This window comes from Pseudoalteromonas sp. OOF1S-7 (assembly GCF_022347765.1).
GTDB lineage: Bacteria > Pseudomonadota > Gammaproteobacteria > Enterobacterales > Alteromonadaceae > Pseudoalteromonas.
Genome location: NZ_JAKRFZ010000005.1, coordinates 21,455 through 38,397 on the forward strand (window position 1 = coordinate 21,455; position 16,943 = coordinate 38,397).

The 16,943-nt window shown below is 49.7% G+C and carries 14 protein-coding genes; 9 read left to right on the top strand and 5 right to left on the bottom strand.

What is annotated here, in order from left to right; all coding sequences use genetic code 11:
- Positions 1-42: 42 nt before the first annotated feature.
- The 3 genes from MHN33_RS24025 to gltX all read left to right on the top strand — a co-directional run bounded on the left by MHN33_RS24025 (position 43) and on the right by gltX (position 3,020).
- On the top strand, positions 43-996 hold the full coding sequence (locus MHN33_RS24025) for a GGDEF domain-containing protein (RefSeq protein ID WP_239397681.1): 954 nt from the start codon (positions 43-45) through the stop codon (positions 994-996).
- A 69-nt stretch (positions 997-1,065) separates the two neighbouring features.
- Positions 1,066-1,431: a glutaredoxin gene (locus MHN33_RS09170; protein WP_239397682.1), complete on the top strand. Its 366-nt coding sequence runs from the start codon at positions 1,066-1,068 to the stop codon at positions 1,429-1,431.
- A gap of 101 nt (positions 1,432-1,532) precedes the next feature.
- Positions 1,533-3,020: a glutamate--tRNA ligase gene (gltX, locus tag MHN33_RS09175; RefSeq protein WP_239397683.1), complete on the top strand. Its 1,488-nt coding sequence runs from the start codon at positions 1,533-1,535 to the stop codon at positions 3,018-3,020.
- A gap of 91 nt (positions 3,021-3,111) precedes the next feature.
- On the opposite strand, the gene MHN33_RS09180 is transcribed toward gltX, so the two are convergent.
- The 3 genes from MHN33_RS09180 to MHN33_RS09190 form a co-directional block, all read right to left on the bottom strand.
- Positions 3,112-3,555 carry a MarR family transcriptional regulator gene (locus MHN33_RS09180; RefSeq protein ID WP_239397684.1) on the bottom strand — a complete coding sequence of 148 codons (444 nt, stop codon included), beginning with the start codon at positions 3,553-3,555 and terminating at the stop codon, positions 3,112-3,114.
- Between the two features lies 1 nt (position 3,556).
- A complete protein-coding gene (locus MHN33_RS09185; RefSeq protein WP_239397685.1) occupies positions 3,557-4,039 on the bottom strand; it encodes a glutathione peroxidase in 483 nt (160 codons plus the stop codon).
- Between the two features lie 85 nt (positions 4,040-4,124).
- Positions 4,125-5,000, bottom strand: coding sequence for a LysR family transcriptional regulator (locus MHN33_RS09190; RefSeq protein ID WP_239397686.1), 876 nt, complete (start codon positions 4,998-5,000; stop codon positions 4,125-4,127).
- 152 nt (positions 5,001-5,152) lie between these two features.
- Between MHN33_RS09190 and MHN33_RS09195 the strand changes: the two genes are divergently transcribed.
- The 3 genes from MHN33_RS09195 to MHN33_RS09205 all read left to right on the top strand — a co-directional run bounded on the left by MHN33_RS09195 (position 5,153) and on the right by MHN33_RS09205 (position 7,894).
- The gene (locus tag MHN33_RS09195) at positions 5,153-6,307 is read left to right on the top strand and encodes an iron-containing alcohol dehydrogenase (protein ID WP_239397687.1); all 1,155 of its coding nucleotides are present in this window, start codon (positions 5,153-5,155) and stop codon (positions 6,305-6,307) included.
- Between the two features lie 114 nt (positions 6,308-6,421).
- Entirely contained in the window at positions 6,422-7,066 is a 645-nt protein-coding gene (locus MHN33_RS09200) for a cytochrome b/b6 domain-containing protein (RefSeq protein WP_239397688.1), read from the top strand.
- 135 nt (positions 7,067-7,201) lie between these two features.
- Positions 7,202-7,894, top strand: a complete 693-nt coding sequence (locus MHN33_RS09205; RefSeq protein WP_239397689.1) for a DUF3581 family protein — start codon at positions 7,202-7,204, stop codon at positions 7,892-7,894.
- Positions 7,895-7,966: 72 nt separating this feature from the next.
- Here the strand turns inward: MHN33_RS09205 and MHN33_RS09210 are convergent, their stop codons facing one another.
- Positions 7,967-9,145 (bottom strand): DcaP family trimeric outer membrane transporter, encoded by a 1,179-nt coding sequence (locus MHN33_RS09210; protein ID WP_239397690.1) that lies wholly within the window; start codon positions 9,143-9,145, stop codon positions 7,967-7,969.
- Positions 9,146-9,468: 323 nt separating this feature from the next.
- Between MHN33_RS09210 and acs the strand changes: the two genes are divergently transcribed.
- Positions 9,469-11,406: an acetate--CoA ligase gene (gene acs / locus MHN33_RS09215; RefSeq protein ID WP_239397691.1), complete on the top strand. Its 1,938-nt coding sequence runs from the start codon at positions 9,469-9,471 to the stop codon at positions 11,404-11,406.
- An 86-nt stretch (positions 11,407-11,492) separates the two neighbouring features.
- Positions 11,493-12,146, top strand: coding sequence for a response regulator transcription factor (locus tag MHN33_RS09220; RefSeq protein ID WP_239397692.1), 654 nt, complete (start codon positions 11,493-11,495; stop codon positions 12,144-12,146).
- Positions 12,147-12,203: 57 nt separating this feature from the next.
- Here the strand turns inward: MHN33_RS09220 and purU are convergent, their stop codons facing one another.
- Positions 12,204-13,034 carry a formyltetrahydrofolate deformylase gene (gene purU / locus MHN33_RS09225; protein WP_239397693.1) on the bottom strand — a complete coding sequence of 277 codons (831 nt, stop codon included), beginning with the start codon at positions 13,032-13,034 and terminating at the stop codon, positions 12,204-12,206.
- Positions 13,035-13,374: 340 nt separating this feature from the next.
- On the opposite strand from purU, the gene MHN33_RS09230 reads away from it, so the two are divergent.
- Positions 13,375-16,878 (top strand): amino acid adenylation domain-containing protein, encoded by a 3,504-nt coding sequence (locus MHN33_RS09230; protein ID WP_239397694.1) that lies wholly within the window; start codon positions 13,375-13,377, stop codon positions 16,876-16,878.
- Positions 16,879-16,943 lie beyond the last annotated feature (65 nt).

Genomic DNA, 16,943 nt, shown 5'->3' on the forward strand with positions numbered 1-16,943 from the left:
AAACGCTAATCTTTAGGGTGAATCTGATCACCGGATAGCCATGTGACTAAATCCACCTGCGGACACGAATACACCATCAGCTTATTGCAGCTCAAAGAAGAGCGCGCTTTGTATCAGCAGTTTTGTCATATTCTGACATCACTGCTGCCAGGCGTGGCGCTGAGCTTTTTTATTCGTCCAAGCCTGTCTCGCAAAGAGGCGCTTAAACAGGTTTATCAGCAACATGTGCGCCAGCCATTGCTGTTAGATGAGATGCTGGAAAAAGCCCGCCAGTGCAGGGGGAAGCCTGCGTTAATCAGCAAGTCCTATACCTGTATGCCGCTACGACTTGACGAGCAGGTCTTAGGTTTATTGTGGATCTATGAGACATTAACCCCGGCTAATTGCAATCTGACTGCCCATCTAATGAATGTGTTTTTCCATCAGCTGCATACTTTGGCATTGGCACGCGTCGACCCCTTATCTCAGCTGCTGAACCGGCAAACCTTTGATGAAAAGGTCCTTGAAATCGCGTCTGGTCAGGGATTTTTGCAGCCTCGAGAGGAGTCAGACCCCCGCGGTTGGTATCTGGCACTGTTCGACATCGATCACTTTAAACGCGTGAATGATTCCTTTGGCCACGTGATTGGCGACGAGGTGATCTTATTAACCGCTCAGCATCTGAAAGACAATTTTCGCGCCGAAGACTACGTGTTTCGCTATGGTGGTGAAGAGTTTGCGGTATTGTTTCAGGCGCATAGTGAGGATGAAGCGCAATCACTGTTGGACCGGGTCCGCAAGGTGATAGGTCAGGTGGCATTTCCTCAGGTGGGTAACATTACGCTCAGCGGCGGCTATACCGAGGTAACGGATGTGATGCAAGTATCTGAATTGGTCAATCAGGCAGATATGGCCTTGTATCATGCCAAACAGCATGGTCGCGACAAGGTCGTTTTTTATGGCGCATTGGGGCTGACTTCTCCTCAGCTCATGACCTCAGATATTGAACTTTTTTAAGTCAAGTGGTACCAAAACTCCTGCCAGTTTGTGCTATTCTACGCGCCATATGAAACCTGGAGTATGACAATGAAATTAATCCGTATGCTGCTTGGCAGCCTAATCTTGGCGTTTGATTTTATCTTTACCCCGCGCAGCAAAAAGCGTCCGGCAGACGCACAAGCCAAGCTGGATGCGCAAACCGCAAAATTAAAGCTGTATCAGTTCAAAGGGTGTCCGTTTTGCGTCAAGGTACGCCGTGCTGCTAAACGCGAGGGCCTGAAACTGGAAACTCGTGATGCTAAGAATAATCAGGAGTATCGCCAGGAGTTGCAAGAGCACGGGGGGAAAATTAAAGTGCCATGCCTTCGTATCGAAGAGCAACATCAGGTTACCTGGCTATATGAATCAAACGACATTGTGGCGTATTTACAAAAGCTTGAACAGGCCGCTTAACGGCAACACCTGGCAAACTATCTTTCAGTGGTTTGCCCATACAAGGGGCTATGCTAGCATTAGCCCCATGACCTCATTAGACACAATTTAAGAGAAAAAACATGACTATCCGTACGCGTGTTGCCCCGTCACCGACGGGCGATCCCCACTTAGGCACGGCCTATATTGCGTTATTCAACTACTGTTTTGCCAAGCAGCAAGGCGGTGAATTCGTACTGCGTATCGAAGATACTGATCAGCAAAGAAGCACTCCGGAGTCAGAGCAGGCGATTATGGACAGTCTGCGCTGGCTTGGCCTGGGATGGGACCACGGACCGGATGTCGGTGGTGAATTCGGCCCATATCGTCAGTCTGAGCGTAGCGATTTATATAAAAAATATGCGCATCAGCTGGTGGAAGAAGGTAAGGCGTTTTTCTGTTTTGCGACGGCCGAAGAACTAGACGAAATGCGCGAGCAGCAAATGGCAGAAGGCTTAAGGCCGAAATACGATGGTCGCGGTCTGAAGCTGAGCCAGGAAGAAATTCAGGCAAATCTGGATGCGGGTAAACCTTATGTGATCCGCATGATGATCCCAGCAGAAGGCAGCTTTAAGTTTAACGACTATCTGCGCGGTGAGATTGAGATCCCGTGGGAAAATGTCGACATGCAGGTACTGCTCAAAGCAGATGGCTTCCCAACTTACTTCCTGGCCAACGTAGTTGACGATCACCACATGCAGATCAGCCATATCTTCCGTGGTGAAGAGTGGATCAACTCAGCGCCTAAGCTGTTGAAGCTGTACGAAGACTTTGGCTGGCAGGCGCCGGTACTTGGCCACCTGCCACTGCTGCGTAACCCGGATAAGTCTAAGCTGTCTAAGCGTAAAAACCCGACTTCAATTAACTACTACAAAGAAATGGGTTACCTGCCAGAAGCCGTACTAAACTACCTGGGCCGTATGGGCTGGTCTATGCCAGATGAGCGTGAAAAGTTCACCCTGGCTGAGATGATTGAACATTTCGATATGAAGCGTGTTTCACTGGGTGGGCCTGTGTTTGATATCGACAAGCTGAGTTGGCTGAATGGCCTGTGGATCCGTGAAGACTTGAGTGATGAGCAGCTGATTGAGCGCTTCGTTGACTGGAAGCTCAATGGTCAGATGCTGGCACGCGTACTACCTGAAGCCAAAACCCGAATTAATACTCTGTCGGATCTGGTTGGTCTGGCGGGTCACTTTGTCGGCGGTATTCCAGAATATGATCCTGCGTTGCTGACAGCTGGTAAAGCGGAAGAAGAAACGGTGCGTCAGGCCCTGCAATTCTTCATCTGGGAGCTGGATAAGTTACGTCAGTGGAACAAGAGTGAGGTCTTCGCGGTGGCTAAGTCAGTAGCGACTTTCCATGAGTTGAAGATCAAAGACTTCCTGGAGCCAATCTTTGTTGCTATTACCGGCAAAACTTCATCGACTTCTGTGGTTGATGCGATGGAAATCCTGGGCTCTGACTTGTCGCGTGCACGTTTACGTGTGGCACTGAACCACCTGGGAGTGTCTAAGAAGCAAGCGAAGAAGCTGGAAAAAGCATACCGGGAATACCCCAGCATCGGGTAATGCACGCCTGAGTATGATTAACCCCGCAAAGTCGGGGTTGAATGAAACGCATGTCAAAAAGGCTGAACTCAGGTTCAGCCTTTTTTATTGCCTAATTATCACTGAGCTGGCTACTTAAAAAGGTATCCAGCAGTGCCTTAAGCTGTTGCAGATCTGCCACTGGCATATTGGTCTGTGCCAGCATTTGCTGTGGAATACAGCTACAGGCAGCCTCCAGTGCTTTTCCTGCATCGGTCAGATAAATATGACACTGACGTTCATCGCGCTCAGAGCGTACCCGTGTCACTAACGCCTGCTGTGCCAGTCGTTTGAGCAGTGGCGTGAGTGTGTTGCTGTTCAGCTGCGCTCGCTTACCTATCTCTCCGACTAATAACCCGTCCTGTTGCCACAGGATCATCAGTACTATGTACTGTGGATAGGTCAGGCCGTGGGCCTTCAATAGTGGCTGGTAGAGCCGGGTGACCTGGCGTGACGCGGCATACAGGCTAAAACATAACTGGTTGTCCAGACGCAATTGCGTGGGCTGCTCTTTCATCTTACGCACTTAAAGCTTTTTCAATATCTTTGCTTATTTTCTCAGGTTTTGTGGTTGGTGCATAGCGCGCCAGTGGCTGACCGTCTTTACCCAGCAGGAACTTAGTAAAGTTCCACTTAATTTTGTTGCCAAATAAGCCGGGCAGGGCGTCTTTGAGGTAGCCATACAGCGGGTGAGCATTGTCACCATTGACCTCAATTTTCTCCATCATCTGAAAATCAACCCCGTAGTTGATCAGGCAGCCCTGTTGGATCTCGCTGGCACTGCCGGGCTCCTGTTGGCCAAACTGGTTACAGGGAAAACCAATGATAGCCAGGCCTTGTTTTGCATACCGCTCATGTAGCGCCTGAAGCCCTTCATACTGCGGCGTCAGCCCGCACTGGCTGGCGGTATTCACAACCAGCACCACCTTGCCCTGCAGGCTGCTAAACTCAAAGGGTTGTCCTTGCAGTGTATTGGCACTGAATTCGTATAGTTTGGTCATTTTAAATCTCTCAAGATTATATCGTGTGCGATATAATTTAGTGTAACCAAGTTAAGAGATCAAGTTTTATTCAGTCAGGCATTTGCTAGTCGGTCGACGTATTAAAACGATCTAACAGAAAATCAATGAGTAAGCGCACACGGTACGGCATCAGATCTTTGCGCGGGTAAACCAGCCAGGAGGCATTGTCCGTGACCTGGAACTCGTCCAGCAGGGTGATCAGCGCGCCCGAAGCAAGATGCGGTTCAACAATATCACGCGCCAGGTGTGAAATGCCAAGACCTTGCAGGCAGGCCTGCAACAGCGCATGCGGGTGATTGGTCCGCCAGTTCCCGCTGACTTTAACCTCCTCAATGTTGTCGTCGATGGCAAAGCGCCAGCGGTTATTGGCAGCCAGCAGGCAGTTGTGCTGACTCAGTTGATGGGGGTGTGTGGGCGCCGGGTGTTTATTGAGATAGTCTGGGCTGGCAACCAAAGTCATAGGTCTGGGAGTCAGTCTTCGGGCTATCAGACTGGAGTCGCGCATCCGACCAAAGCGAATAGCCAGGTCAAAGCCATCCTCAACCAAATCGACATTACGGTTATTAAAATCAATATCTACGGTGACTTCCGGGTATTGAAGGCAAAACTCAGCGATCACGGGTGCAACGGTATTCGCGACAAAATCTCCGGCACCGGTAATGCGTATGTGTCCTTTAGGTATTTGTTGGCCACCAAGTAGTTGGTCATTTGCTTCGCTGAGTTCCTGCTGGATCAATTTAAGCCTGGCGGCGTAGTGCTTGCCTGCGTCGGTGAGGTTAATGCTGCGCGTCGTACGTTGCAGCAGCAGAGTCCCCAGTCGTTGTTCCAGCTGTTGGATCTGACGACTGACATGGGAGGTTGATACATCGAGCGCCTGAGCGGCTTTGCTGAAGCTGCCTTGTTCTACGACGGCAAGAAAAATATCCAGGCCCTGCCACATTTTTATCTCTCCAGTGCAAGTAATAGCAATATAATATTTATATTGTTGCTGTATGGCAAAATTAATTTGCTCATTGATTAATGATCATTTATGCCAGGAGGGCTAGACTGGGGTCCGTTTCATATCCAGTCATATATTAACAGGAACAGAGCATGTTGAATTTTAGTTTTCATAACCCGACACAAATCCTATTTGGAGAAGGGCAGATAGCCGCAATGTCGGACAGCATTCCTGCCGATGCCAAAGTCTTAGTTATCTATGGTGGTGGCAGTATTAAAAGCAATGGGATTTACCAGCAGGTAAGTGAGGCGTTGGTTAATCATACCTGGGGTGAGTTCAGTGGGATTGAGCCTAACCCCAGCTATCAGACTTGTATGCAGGCCGTTGAGCTGATCCGCCAAGAAGGCTACACCTATTTGCTGGCTGTCGGTGGTGGCTCGGTTATTGACGGTAGCAAGTTCATTGCGGCGGCAGCTGAGTTTGACGGTGAACCCTGGGATATTCTGGCCAAAGGAGCAAAAATCAAATCTGCGCTGGAGTTAGGCGTGGTATTGACTTTACCGGCAACCGGCTCAGAGTCTAACAGTTTCAGTGTGGTCTCTAACAAAGAAAGCAATGATAAACTGCCGTTCGCTTCCCCACTGGTACAACCTAAATTTGCAGTGTTGGATCCACAGGTCATGGCCTCATTACCTCAGCGTCAGCTGATCAATGGGGTGGTAGACCCCTTTGTCCACGTGATGGAGCAATACCTGACTTACCCCATTGACGCAAAAGTACAAGACCGCTTTGCAGAAGGCCTGTTACTGACCTTGATAGAAGATGGACCCAAGTTGTTCTCTGAACCGGTGGATTATAAAGTTCGTGCCAATGTGATGTGGTCGGCAACGATGGCTCTCAATGGTCTGATCGGCTCTGGCGTGCCGCAGGACTGGGGGACCCATATGATTGGTCATGAGCTGACTGCGGTTTACGGCTTAGATCACGCGCAGACGCTGGCGGTTGTATTACCACGTATGATGCACGAGCAGCGTGATGCCAAGCGCGGCAAGCTGTTGCAATACGCTGAGCGTGTGTTCGGGCTGGATATCAGCGATGAAGACCAGGCCATTGATCAGGCCATTGAAAAAACCGAAGCCTTCTTCCAGTCGCTGGGTATGAAAACTCGCCTCGGAGACTATGGCATTGACGCGGATGCGGTGGATAAAATCGTCGCGCAGCTTGAGCGTCATGGCATGGTTGCACTGGGAGAGCATCAGCAGGTTGACCTGACTAAATCACGCGCCATCTTGCAAGCGTGCCTCTAATACACATCTCAGAGTTTGGGGCGTTGAGTGCAAATCTTCGCCCTGACTTCACGTACTTTACCAGCCTGTGATACCCTGCGGTGGTCAAAACCAAAATCACCTGGGGTAAATAGCATGGCAACAAAAGTTTGGGACGGATTCATACGCGGTTTTCACTGGTTACTGGTTATCGGCATTACGGTGTTGTACTTCAGCGGCGAAGAAGGCTGGCTGGACGTCCACTTTGTAACTGGATATTTGTTACTGGCGCTGATGGTAACGCGTTTGATCTGGGGTGTGATTGGCAGCCAGACAGCAAAATTCAGCAGCTTATTCCATTCACCCAAAGCGATTATTAGCGCATTAAGATCGGCAGCAACGCATGTAGGCCACAACCCGGCCGGAGCCCAGATGGTATTGGCCTTTTTTGTGCTAATCAGTGTGCAATTGGTTTCGGGTTTATTCACGACAGACGATATTTTGGTTGAAGGGCCTTTAGTGGCGTATGTACCCTATAGTTGGGTGGAGCTCGCGGGTGATATTCACCAAATTAACATCGACATTCTGCTGATTGCCATTGCCGCGCATATAAGTGCCATTGTGATTTACCGTTTAAAAGGAAAAAAGCTGGTTAAACAGCTTTTTACAGGTAAAACCGCAGAGCCTGTGACACCGGCTCCGTTGATGCGCAGTGGCTTGCTGGCCTATGGTATTTTTGTTGTGCTTAGTGCAATACTCTTATTTACATGGGGCTATGAGCCACTGATGGCTTTATTTTAATTTTTTTAAGTTACTGCAATTTCTAAACTTTTAACATATTAAGACGTCATTTTAAGGAAACTTAAACAGATATGACCTCTGCGGGTCATAATTCTGCTAACATAGCGCGGTTTTAAAGCAATATAGAAGTGAATTATGCTAACTCCTTTTTACCAGCAAGAAATGGATAGCGTGGCGATTAGCCGCGAGCAGGCCAGCCAGTTCGCTAAACAGGTGGCGGATGACTTTAACCCTTTGCACGACGTGGATGCCAAAAAATTCTGTGTACCGGGCGACTTGCTGTTCTCATTGGTCCTTGAACGCTATGGTGTGAGTGAGAATATGCACTTTGACTTTGTGGGCATGGTCGATGAAACCAGCCGTCTGCGCTTTCCACCTGTGAGCGATGCCTTTGATATCACTTCAGATGGTAAAGTGATGTTGTCGGTGAAACGAAATGGTGAATCCAAACAGTGTGACAGTCTGACTAATAGCCTGATCCGAAACTATGTCGAGTTCTCTGGTACTACGTTTCCGCACGTGATTATTCCGTTAATGGCAAAGCAGGACGTAATGATTAACCCGGCACGTCCTATGGTGATCTACGAATCAATGTCTATCCACCTGGACAGACTGGACATCGAGTCAGTCACACTTCAGCCGGCGGAGCCGGAGTTTTCCTTTGAGGGCAAGCGCGGAAAAATCGTGCTGCGGTTTAATCTGTTCCACGGCGATGAGCAGGTTGGTCAGGGTGAGAAACATATGGTGGTTGCGGGCGTACGTGAATATTGTCAGGAAGCGGTTGATAAACTGATTGAATATTATAACGAGCGTAAAGCCACGTTATAAGTGTGCTGTACACCATTGAGACTAAAAAGCCCGCAGATGCGGGCTTTTTGCTCAGGGAGATTAAGACACAGATTAAAAAACATATTTCACTGAAAGCTGGAGTCGATCCAGATCGCCTTCAGCACCGCTTTCTGTTTCGCGGGTTGCAACTTTGTACTCTGCGCCAAAGGTGAGTTTCTTCACCGGTGAATAGAGAATATTGGCGCTGTAACTGGTGGTCGATTCTGTTGGATCTACCGTGATCCCTAGCAGATCTTTGTCGTTGTCAGCAGAGAAAAAAGAGTACAGGAAGGTTGAACGCCATTGCGGATGCCAGTAATGCTGATAGGCGATAAAGCCGGATGTTGAATCAATAGCATGCAGGTCTTTCCCATCATAGACCGCACCATGGGCCGCATTGAGGCCGACATAACGGCCCAGTCCCTGACCCTGGGTGAGCATAAACTTCAGGTTATTGTCACCAAAATTGACTCGGCCGGAAGCACTAATTCCAAATGAAGTTTCGCTCTCATCGGCCGTTGCGACTTTATAGGTCAGCTCCCGGCCTAACGCAGCAACAACCAGATGACCCCAGTCTGCTTTATAGGTATAACGAGCGGTAAAATCGGGCATGCTGGCATCATCGGTAACTACACGGGCGCCGCCTTCAGAAGTGATGGTGCTTTCCGGGTTTTCGGCGGAGAAAGACCAGTTTCCTATGGTATATTTTGCCATGGCCTGACGCACGAACACAGTACCATCTGCCGGACCAACAAAATCGAGCGTTTCCGGCAGTGCGCTAACATTCTGAAAGTTAGACCATGCCTGACCAAACAACCAGCCTTTATAGGTCACATAAGCCTGACGGATCCGCGGAGAGTAAGAATTGGTAACCCGCTCATTGCCTCCGGTCGAGGCGATAAAGTCCAGCTCAATTTTGGTTTGAATGCTGCTGCCATCGTCCAGCTTAGTATTGGTGGCCAGATTAAAGCGCGACTGACGGGCGTGCATATCAAATACCGCATCTTTGGGCTCGCCACCATTGACTGGCGTTGTGCTTGGTATGTAAAAATCCCGGCCAATGTGCTGCGAACTTAAACTGCCATCAGAAAAGTCACTCCAGATAGCATCCAGTTTAATGTACCCGCCATATTTAACGTCGGTATTGCCCAGCTCAGCAGCTTGAACACTGGAGGCCAGCAGGCCGCCAAGTAGCGCACTTTGCACAGCCAGAGCGCTAAGCGTTAAGTTTGTTTTTTTTGCTGTTGTCATAGTTGAATTCCTGTTTGCATTGCTCCGGGTTGCGCAGACAAACCCCGGGTGAGATCAGCGAATGTGCCTCTTATCTTCCAATGTTGTTGATGGCGGCTTTTTACTCAATTAACCTTTGGTCTATACGACTAAGGTGGGATGCCTGATGAAAACAACGGCTGGCTATGTATCGCGCACCAGTCGTACATCCGCAGAAGTGCCCAGTCTATCTACTATGTTTGCAATACAGGTGCAAGTACAACTAAGGTCTAATACTTAATATAAAAAGAGTGGGCGATCCTTTGGGCATCGCCGTCTGGCCAAAAATCAACATGGAGATAACTATGTCACAGAGCATTTATCCGGTTCCTGAAGCTATCCGCAGCGCAGCGCTGGTAGATCACGATCAATACACAAAACTGTATCAGCAATCCATTGACGATCCTCAGGCATTCTGGGCAGAGCACGGTAAGCGCCTTGACTGGTTTACCCCCTACAGCAAAGTGAAGAATACCTCTTTTGATAAAGGTCACATCAGCATCAAATGGTATGAAGATGGGGTATTGAATGCCTCATATAACTGTATTGACCGCCATCTTAAAGACAATGCAGACAAAGTGGCACTGATCTGGGAAGGTGACGACCCAACGCAAAGCGAGCATATCACCTTCCAGAAGCTGCACGATGAAGTGGCTAAACTTGCCAATGGCCTGAAAAAATTGGGCGTTAAAAAAGGTGACCGTGTTGCCATCTATATGCCAATGACCCCCCAGGCGATTTACGCTATGCAGGCGTGCGCCCGTATCGGTGCCGTGCACTCAGTTGTGTTCGGTGGCTTTTCACCGTCAGCCATTGCGGATCGGATCAAAGACTCAGGCGCCAAAGTGGTGATCACCTCTGATGAAGGTCGTCGCGGCGGTAACTGTGTGCCGCTCAAAGCCAATGTCGATGAGGCGGTTAGTCAGGATGGCGTCAGCATTGAACATGTGATTGTGCACCAGCTCACCGGTGGTGAGGTGGAGTGGCATGAGCATGACATTTGGTGGCATGAGCTGGTGGCCGATGTGGCTAATGAGTGCGAGCCCGAGCCAATGAACGCCGAAGACCCGTTGTTTATCCTTTATACCTCTGGCTCAACAGGCCAACCAAAAGGGGTCGTACACACCACTGGCGGTTATCTGGTGTATTCATCTATGACACACGAGTATGTGTTTGATGTGAAAGCCGATGATGTGTACTGGTGTACCGCCGATGTGGGCTGGATCACCGGACACAGTTATATGGCCTATGGCCCGTTGGTGAATGGCTGTACTCAGGTAATTTTTGAAGGTGTGCCGACCTATCCAAGTTCTGGTCGTATCGGTGAAGTGGTTGATAAGCACAACGTGACCATCTTATATACTGCACCGACGGCTATCCGTGCACTGATGGCCAAAGGTGAGGAACCTATTGCCAGCTCAAAACGCACCAGTTTGCGGATCATGGGCTCGGTCGGTGAACCGATCAATCCGGAAGCCTGGAACTGGTATTACGAAAAGATTGGTAACAGTCAGTGCCCTATCGTGGATACCTGGTGGCAGACAGAGACCGGCGGGATCATGATCACGCCGTTGCCGGGTGCAACGGATATGAAACCGGGTTCAGCAACGCGTCCTTTCTTTGGTATTGCACCGGCCTTGTTCGATGCTGAAGGCAATACACTGGAAGGTGCAACCGAAGGGAACCTGGTGATTCTGGACAGCTGGCCTTCGCAGGCGCGCACGGTTTACGGCGATCATGAGCGCTTTGAACAAACTTACTTCTCGGCCTATCCGGGTGTGTACTTTACAGGTGACGGTTGTCGTCGCGACGAGGATGGCTATTATTGGATCACGGGTCGTGTGGATGATGTGCTCAACGTATCCGGCCATCGTCTGGGCACCGCTGAGATTGAAAGTGCACTGGTTGCACACGAAGCGGTAGCAGAAGCGGCTGTGGTGGGTTATCCGCACGATATTAAAGGTCAGGGTATTTATGTGTATGTTACTCCAAATGAAGGTGTAGCGGTCACTGATGAACTCACCAAAGAAGTACGTAACTGGGTACGTAAAGAGCTTAGCCCGATTGCTTCGCCGGATATGATCCAATGGTCCCCGGGTCTGCCGAAGACGCGTTCGGGTAAAATTATGCGCCGCATTCTGCGTAAAATTGCAGCCAATGAGTACCAGCAGTTGGGTGACACCTCGACATTGGCCGACCCAAGTGTGGTCGACGAATTGATCGAAAACAGACTTAACCGTTAATTGAGCGTTAATCGCTTGAATTATGACAAAATATTGACCTACTATATCGGCTGTCGACATGACAGCCGATTTTTTAGGAGCCAGGCATGAACCAGTTTTTAATTGCGGATGATCATCCTCTGTTTCGCGAAGCATTAAAGGGGGCACTGCAGAATCAGTTTGACGGTTTAGAGATCTTTGAGTCTGAAAACTTTGAGCAAACCTTGCAACAATTATCCGAACAGGACGAGCTGGATCTGCTATTGTTGGATTTACATATGCCGGGTAATGGCGACTTATACGGCCTGATCCGGATCCGTGAAGACTATCCGAGTTTACCCATTGTGGTAGTCTCGGGCAGTGAAGATCTTAATGTGATCTCCAAAGTGATGGGTTATGGCGCCATGGGTTTTATTCCTAAGGCTTCTTCGTCACAGGAAATTGTTGAGGCACTGAATCTGGTGCTTGAAGGTGATGTCTGGTTGCCGGCCAGCCTGAAAGATCAGATTGCTGAACTCGACGGAGAAGACAAGCAGCTGGCGCAGCAAATTGCCTCACTGACGCCACAGCAATACAAGGTACTGCAATATCTGCATGAAGGCTTGCTCAACAAGCAAATTGCCTATGAGCTGAATATCTCAGAAGCAACGGTCAAAGCACATATTACGGCGATATTCCGTAAACTGGGTGTGTACAACCGGACTCAGGCGGTATTGATTGCGGCAAAGTTGCAACTGGAACCCCTCGATAGCCCAACTTAAGCGTTACGCCGTGAAAAGCGAAGCGCCAGCATGAAGATGCTGGCGTTTTTGATGCAACTAGGCAAATACCACGGTTTTATTGCCATTGATAAACAGCTTGTGTTCTGCAGCCAGTTGAATGGCTTTACAGAATACCACTTTTTCAATATCCCGCCCCATTTTCGCCATGGCTGCTGCGCTATCGGCATGTGTTACCTGGGTTACATCCTGCATGATGATCGGACCTTCGTCCAATTCATCGTTGACGAAATGAGCCGTCGCACCGATGATTTTTACCCCGCGTTCAAACGCCTGGTGGTATGGTTTTGCGCCGATAAAAGCGGGTAAAAACGAGTGGTGAATATTAATGATCTGATTGCTAAAGCGTGCGACAAACTGTGGGCTGAGGACCCGCATATATTTAGCCAGACCGATAAAGTCGGGCTGATATTGCGCAATGACTTTGGCCATGGCATCATCATGTTGCGCCCGCGTAAGGCCCTGATGAGAAACCAGATGAAAAGGAATACCAAAACCTTCCACCAGCGGCTTCAGCGTATCATAGTTGGCGACCACGGCCTGGATCTCAACATTGAAGGCATTTTCGTATTGTTTGAGTAGCATACCTCCCAGGCAGTGGGCTTCTTTAGTGGCAAGCAGTACGACTGTGGTTTTTTCATTGCCGTGTAAATGTACTTTGGCACCCTCTGGCAGCGCTTGGCGCAGTTGCGGTAAAAATGTCTCACTGACATGACCCGTCAGCTCAGTGCGCATAAAAAAGCGTTCACCAGCTTTATCAACAAACTCATTATTGCGCACAATATTCAGGTTATGCTCAAAACATAACCCGGTAACCTTGGCGATTAATCCTACATCATCACGACACTGGGTCGTTAAAACAATACTCATATGCTCATTCCACGTACTCTTTATCAAACTGTCACCTTACTCCGGTGAGCATAAAAAACAACCAGACAAAAGTCCGCTGCATTTGAGTCTTTTAAGTGACTGGCTTCCTGGTGTTAATTAATGTTAGTGTCAGTGTTGATTTTATATGTATAAATAATGGCTAATTTGAAAAGCATGCTGTCATGTCAAACACTCACAATGTCACCAGGCTGACTTAAGCCGTGCAACAACCAAGTGATTGTCGGCAGGCTTAAAAATAACAACAAAGGAAATTGAGATGGACTATTTGACGGACTCGTCAGTCTCACCTAATCAACAGCGGCATCCAAAAAGAGAAACAATGACGGGTGATACGCTGTGTATTGCGCATTCGGTTGCCACCGCATTTACTGCCCAGGCACTGCGTAACCCTGAAAAAATAGCGCTGATTGATGGCACTCACGAAATCAGCTATCAGTTATTATTGCGCCGTGCGGAGGCTGTCGCAGCAACACTCATAAACAGTGGCATTGAGCCCGGTGCTTTAGTTGGCGTGTGTATGGCACGCCGTTGGGAGTTGGTTGCTACCTTACTCGGTGTACTCAGAGCTGGGTGTGCCTATGTACCATTGGATCCGGCTTATCCTCAAGCCCGGGTTGAGTATATGTTGTCACACAGCCGTGCTGCGGCAGCTATTGTTGATAGCAGCGCAACCGCTGAGCTGTGTCACATGGTGAGTAGGGTGATCTGGCTTGCCGACACCGATGGTGAGTTGCTGCCCCAGCAAAACCCTGAGGTTGACCCACAGGCGCTGGCCTATGTGATGTACACTTCGGGGTCGACCGGCAAACCAAAAGGTGTGGCAGTGACACAGGGTAACGTGCTTGCGATGGTGCAAGCCATGGGAGCGCTGCTAACGGAGGGAGAGCGCAGCGGTGTACTGGCGGCTACCTCGATGTGTTTCGATCCATCGGTGATGGAGATAATCGGCACATTACTGCTAGGTGGCACCGTGATCCTGGCAAAAAATATATTGGCACTGCCAGGTTTACCGAATATTGACCGGATCCGAACTTGCATTGGTGTGCCCTCAGCCATCCGGGCCTTACTCAGTGGTTACACTTTACCAACGACACTGCGCTGTCTGATCTTCGGAGGTGAAGTGCTCAAGCCCGCTTTGCTAGAGCAAGTGTATGCTCAGCATCCTCAGTTGCGTGTGATTAACGTTTACGGCCCCACCGAAGACTCGGTATTTTCGACAGCAGCACAGCTGTGCCCGGATATGGAAGAAATCACCATTGGCCGGCCTGTGGGGAACACCCGCGCTTATGTGCTCAATGACGCGTTACAGCCAGTATCAGCGGGCGAAATGGGGGAGTTATATTTAGCGGGTGATAAGTTAGCAGCAGGTTATTTGTTTGACAAAGAGTGTACAGATGCGCGATTTATCACACCTGCAAGGGGGAGTGATATTTCGGAGTCGCGTTTATATAAAACCGGTGATATCTGTCAGTGGACCGACAATGGCGAGCTGCGCTTTATCTCCCGGGCGGATCAGCAAGTCAAAATCCGCGGTTTTCGTATCGAGCTGGAAGAAATCGAAGCGCTACTGAATGCAATGCCAGGCATCGCTGCTGCTGCTGTGAATGTGTTACAGTGCGGACATACACAAGCCAGGCTGCAGGCTTGTGTTGTTTGTGACGAGGGAGAGGTCTTGAGCCCGGATGTGATTCTCTCCTTCGTAGCACGTCAGCTGCCGACCCATATGGTCCCTCACAATATACGTTTTGTTGATGCTTTACCTTATCTGCCTAATGGTAAGCTGGATAGGAGCCGTTTACCCGAATTACCGACGGACACAGGATCTCAGAGATCCGAAAAGATGGCGGATTCTCAGCCAACGCTAATTACGGTGATCTGTGATGAATTAAGTACTTTGCTGGGCCATTCAGCCTATGCGGTGATGTCACAAACCTTTGAGCAGGCGGGACTGGATTCATTAACTTCACTGGAACTGAGTAATCGTCTGAGCAATGTACTTGATATCACTTGCTCCGTGCAGGCGATTTATCAATTTAATACGCCTCAACGCCTGGCTCAGCACCTTTTAAGTTTAGCTGCTGATGAGTCATTACACACATATCAGACCCCATTACGCGATACGCTGGAAGAGTTGCAATTTCAGCTGCGCGCCAGTCACCCAACCTTTGCTCTGGCCAGGGCCCGGTCCTGGTCGGCTGAGGATAAAAGTAAGTTGGTGCAGGTAGCCACTCAAATGGTGAATCAACGCCGGGCCAATCCCTATAGCAAAGTACTGCGCACGGGCAGCGGTACACGTGGTACGGTTGCAGATGCCCATCACAGTGACACGCAAGAGGCGATTATCTGGACCACCAACTTATACCTGGGGCTGAACCGGGATGCTGCTGTTGTTGATGCCGCACGGCAGGCTGTCATTGATTTTGGTACCGGCATGGGTACTTCTGCGGCTGCGTCCGGTTTAACCGATCTGCACCTGGCATTTGAGCAACAATTTGCCACGCTGGTGGGCAAACCGGCCGCTTGCTTATTTCCTACCGGATATACCGCTAATGTCGGGGCCGTGGCGGGGTTATTGGGCGAAGGCGATGTGGTGGTGATTGACCAATTATGCCATGCCTCTATTGTCGATGGGGCACGTTTGTGCGGTGCCAAAGTGCGTACCTTTAAGCACAATGATGTCGATGATCTGGCCTCGGTACTGGCAACCGAAACTTCTCCCTATCGCACCGTATTGGTAATTATTGAGGGCGTGTACAGCATGGGGGAAGGGGCCGCACCGGTGGCAGAAATTGTGCGTACCGCCAAGCGTTATCAGGCATTGATACTGGTTGATGAAGCCCATTCGTTTGGGTTTTATGGTGAACACGGAGCAGGGATCTGTGCTGCGCAGGGCGTAAGCGACGAGGTTGATTTCATCATGACCACTTTGAGTAAGTCACTGGGCAGTCTGGGTGGTGTCGTGGCCGCCCGTGCTGAGTACGCTGAGCTGCTGAAAGCTTCTGCCAGAGCCTATATTTTTCAGGCTTCCGTGAGCCCAGCGGACATCGCTGCGGCGCTCAGTGCACTGCAACGTATCCGTCAGGATGAGTCACTGCGTGAACGGTTGTGGGATACCACCCGTTACATGCGGGCCCAATTCAGTGCCGCGGGCTTTGATTTGGGCAGTGGAGACGGGCCGATTGTCACGCCGCATTTTGGCGATAAAGACAAGCTGTATGCGATTGTGCAGCGCCTGTATGAAAAGGGCGTTCAGGCCTCAGCAGTAACATATCCAATTGTTGAAACGGGTCGCGGGCGGTTACGATTTATCTGCTCTGCTGCACACACAAAACACGATGTGGATGTCACACTGGTGGCGCTACAGGAAGCCGTTCAGGAAGTGGAAGCCGTGTTTGCCAGACCTGTGACTGCAAAGCCTGCACCGTGGCTTGATGCGACGCGCCTGACTGACTGGTGGTGCTCTTTTGCGACTTATCTGGAAGGGTGGCGAGAAACGCAGTCCGGTAAAGTCCCCGAGTTACAGCTCGAATTGAGCACGCCAGACAGTACACACACTCTGACAGTGTCCCCGGATGCCGTGACGATGAATGGGATAGCACGGGCTGGGTTACCTGTGTGCCGTATACAGTGCCTTCATGCCAATGCGCTTGCTGCGCTGACGCGTATAGATGTGCAGAGGTTGTTGCAGAGTCTGTGTGAGGGGGAATGTGAGCTAAGTGGTCAAAGCGAAGTATTTATTTGGCTTATGAGTCATTTTCTGACATGGTCAGCCGGGCAAAAACCGACTCATATCATGTCTGAAAATGTCGAGTTTTTGTCGTAAAAGTACTGTTTACTTGTACAGGGTGAGTGCTAGAGTAACGCTCAAATATGATAATGAAACAAGGG

Coding starts and splice junctions, on each gene's coding strand:
- MHN33_RS09170 (WP_239397682.1), top strand. CDS start 1,066: ATGAAATTAATCCGTATGCTGCTTGGCAGCCTAATCTTGGCGTTTGAT.
- gltX (WP_239397683.1), top strand. CDS start 1,533: ATGACTATCCGTACGCGTGTTGCCCCGTCACCGACGGGCGATCCCCAC.
- MHN33_RS09180 (WP_239397684.1), bottom strand. CDS start 3,555: ATGAAAGAGCAGCCCACGCAATTGCGTCTGGACAACCAGTTATGTTTT.
- MHN33_RS09185 (WP_239397685.1), bottom strand. CDS start 4,039: ATGACCAAACTATACGAATTCAGTGCCAATACACTGCAAGGACAACCC.
- MHN33_RS09190 (WP_239397686.1), bottom strand. CDS start 5,000: ATGTGGCAGGGCCTGGATATTTTTCTTGCCGTCGTAGAACAAGGCAGC.
- MHN33_RS09195 (WP_239397687.1), top strand. CDS start 5,153: ATGTTGAATTTTAGTTTTCATAACCCGACACAAATCCTATTTGGAGAA.
- MHN33_RS09200 (WP_239397688.1), top strand. CDS start 6,422: ATGGCAACAAAAGTTTGGGACGGATTCATACGCGGTTTTCACTGGTTA.
- MHN33_RS09205 (WP_239397689.1), top strand. CDS start 7,202: ATGCTAACTCCTTTTTACCAGCAAGAAATGGATAGCGTGGCGATTAGC.
- MHN33_RS09210 (WP_239397690.1), bottom strand. CDS start 9,145: ATGACAACAGCAAAAAAAACAAACTTAACGCTTAGCGCTCTGGCTGTG.
- acs (WP_239397691.1), top strand. CDS start 9,469: ATGTCACAGAGCATTTATCCGGTTCCTGAAGCTATCCGCAGCGCAGCG.
- MHN33_RS09220 (WP_239397692.1), top strand. CDS start 11,493: ATGAACCAGTTTTTAATTGCGGATGATCATCCTCTGTTTCGCGAAGCA.
- purU (WP_239397693.1), bottom strand. CDS start 13,034: ATGAGTATTGTTTTAACGACCCAGTGTCGTGATGATGTAGGATTAATC.
- MHN33_RS09230 (WP_239397694.1), top strand. CDS start 13,375: ATGACGGGTGATACGCTGTGTATTGCGCATTCGGTTGCCACCGCATTT.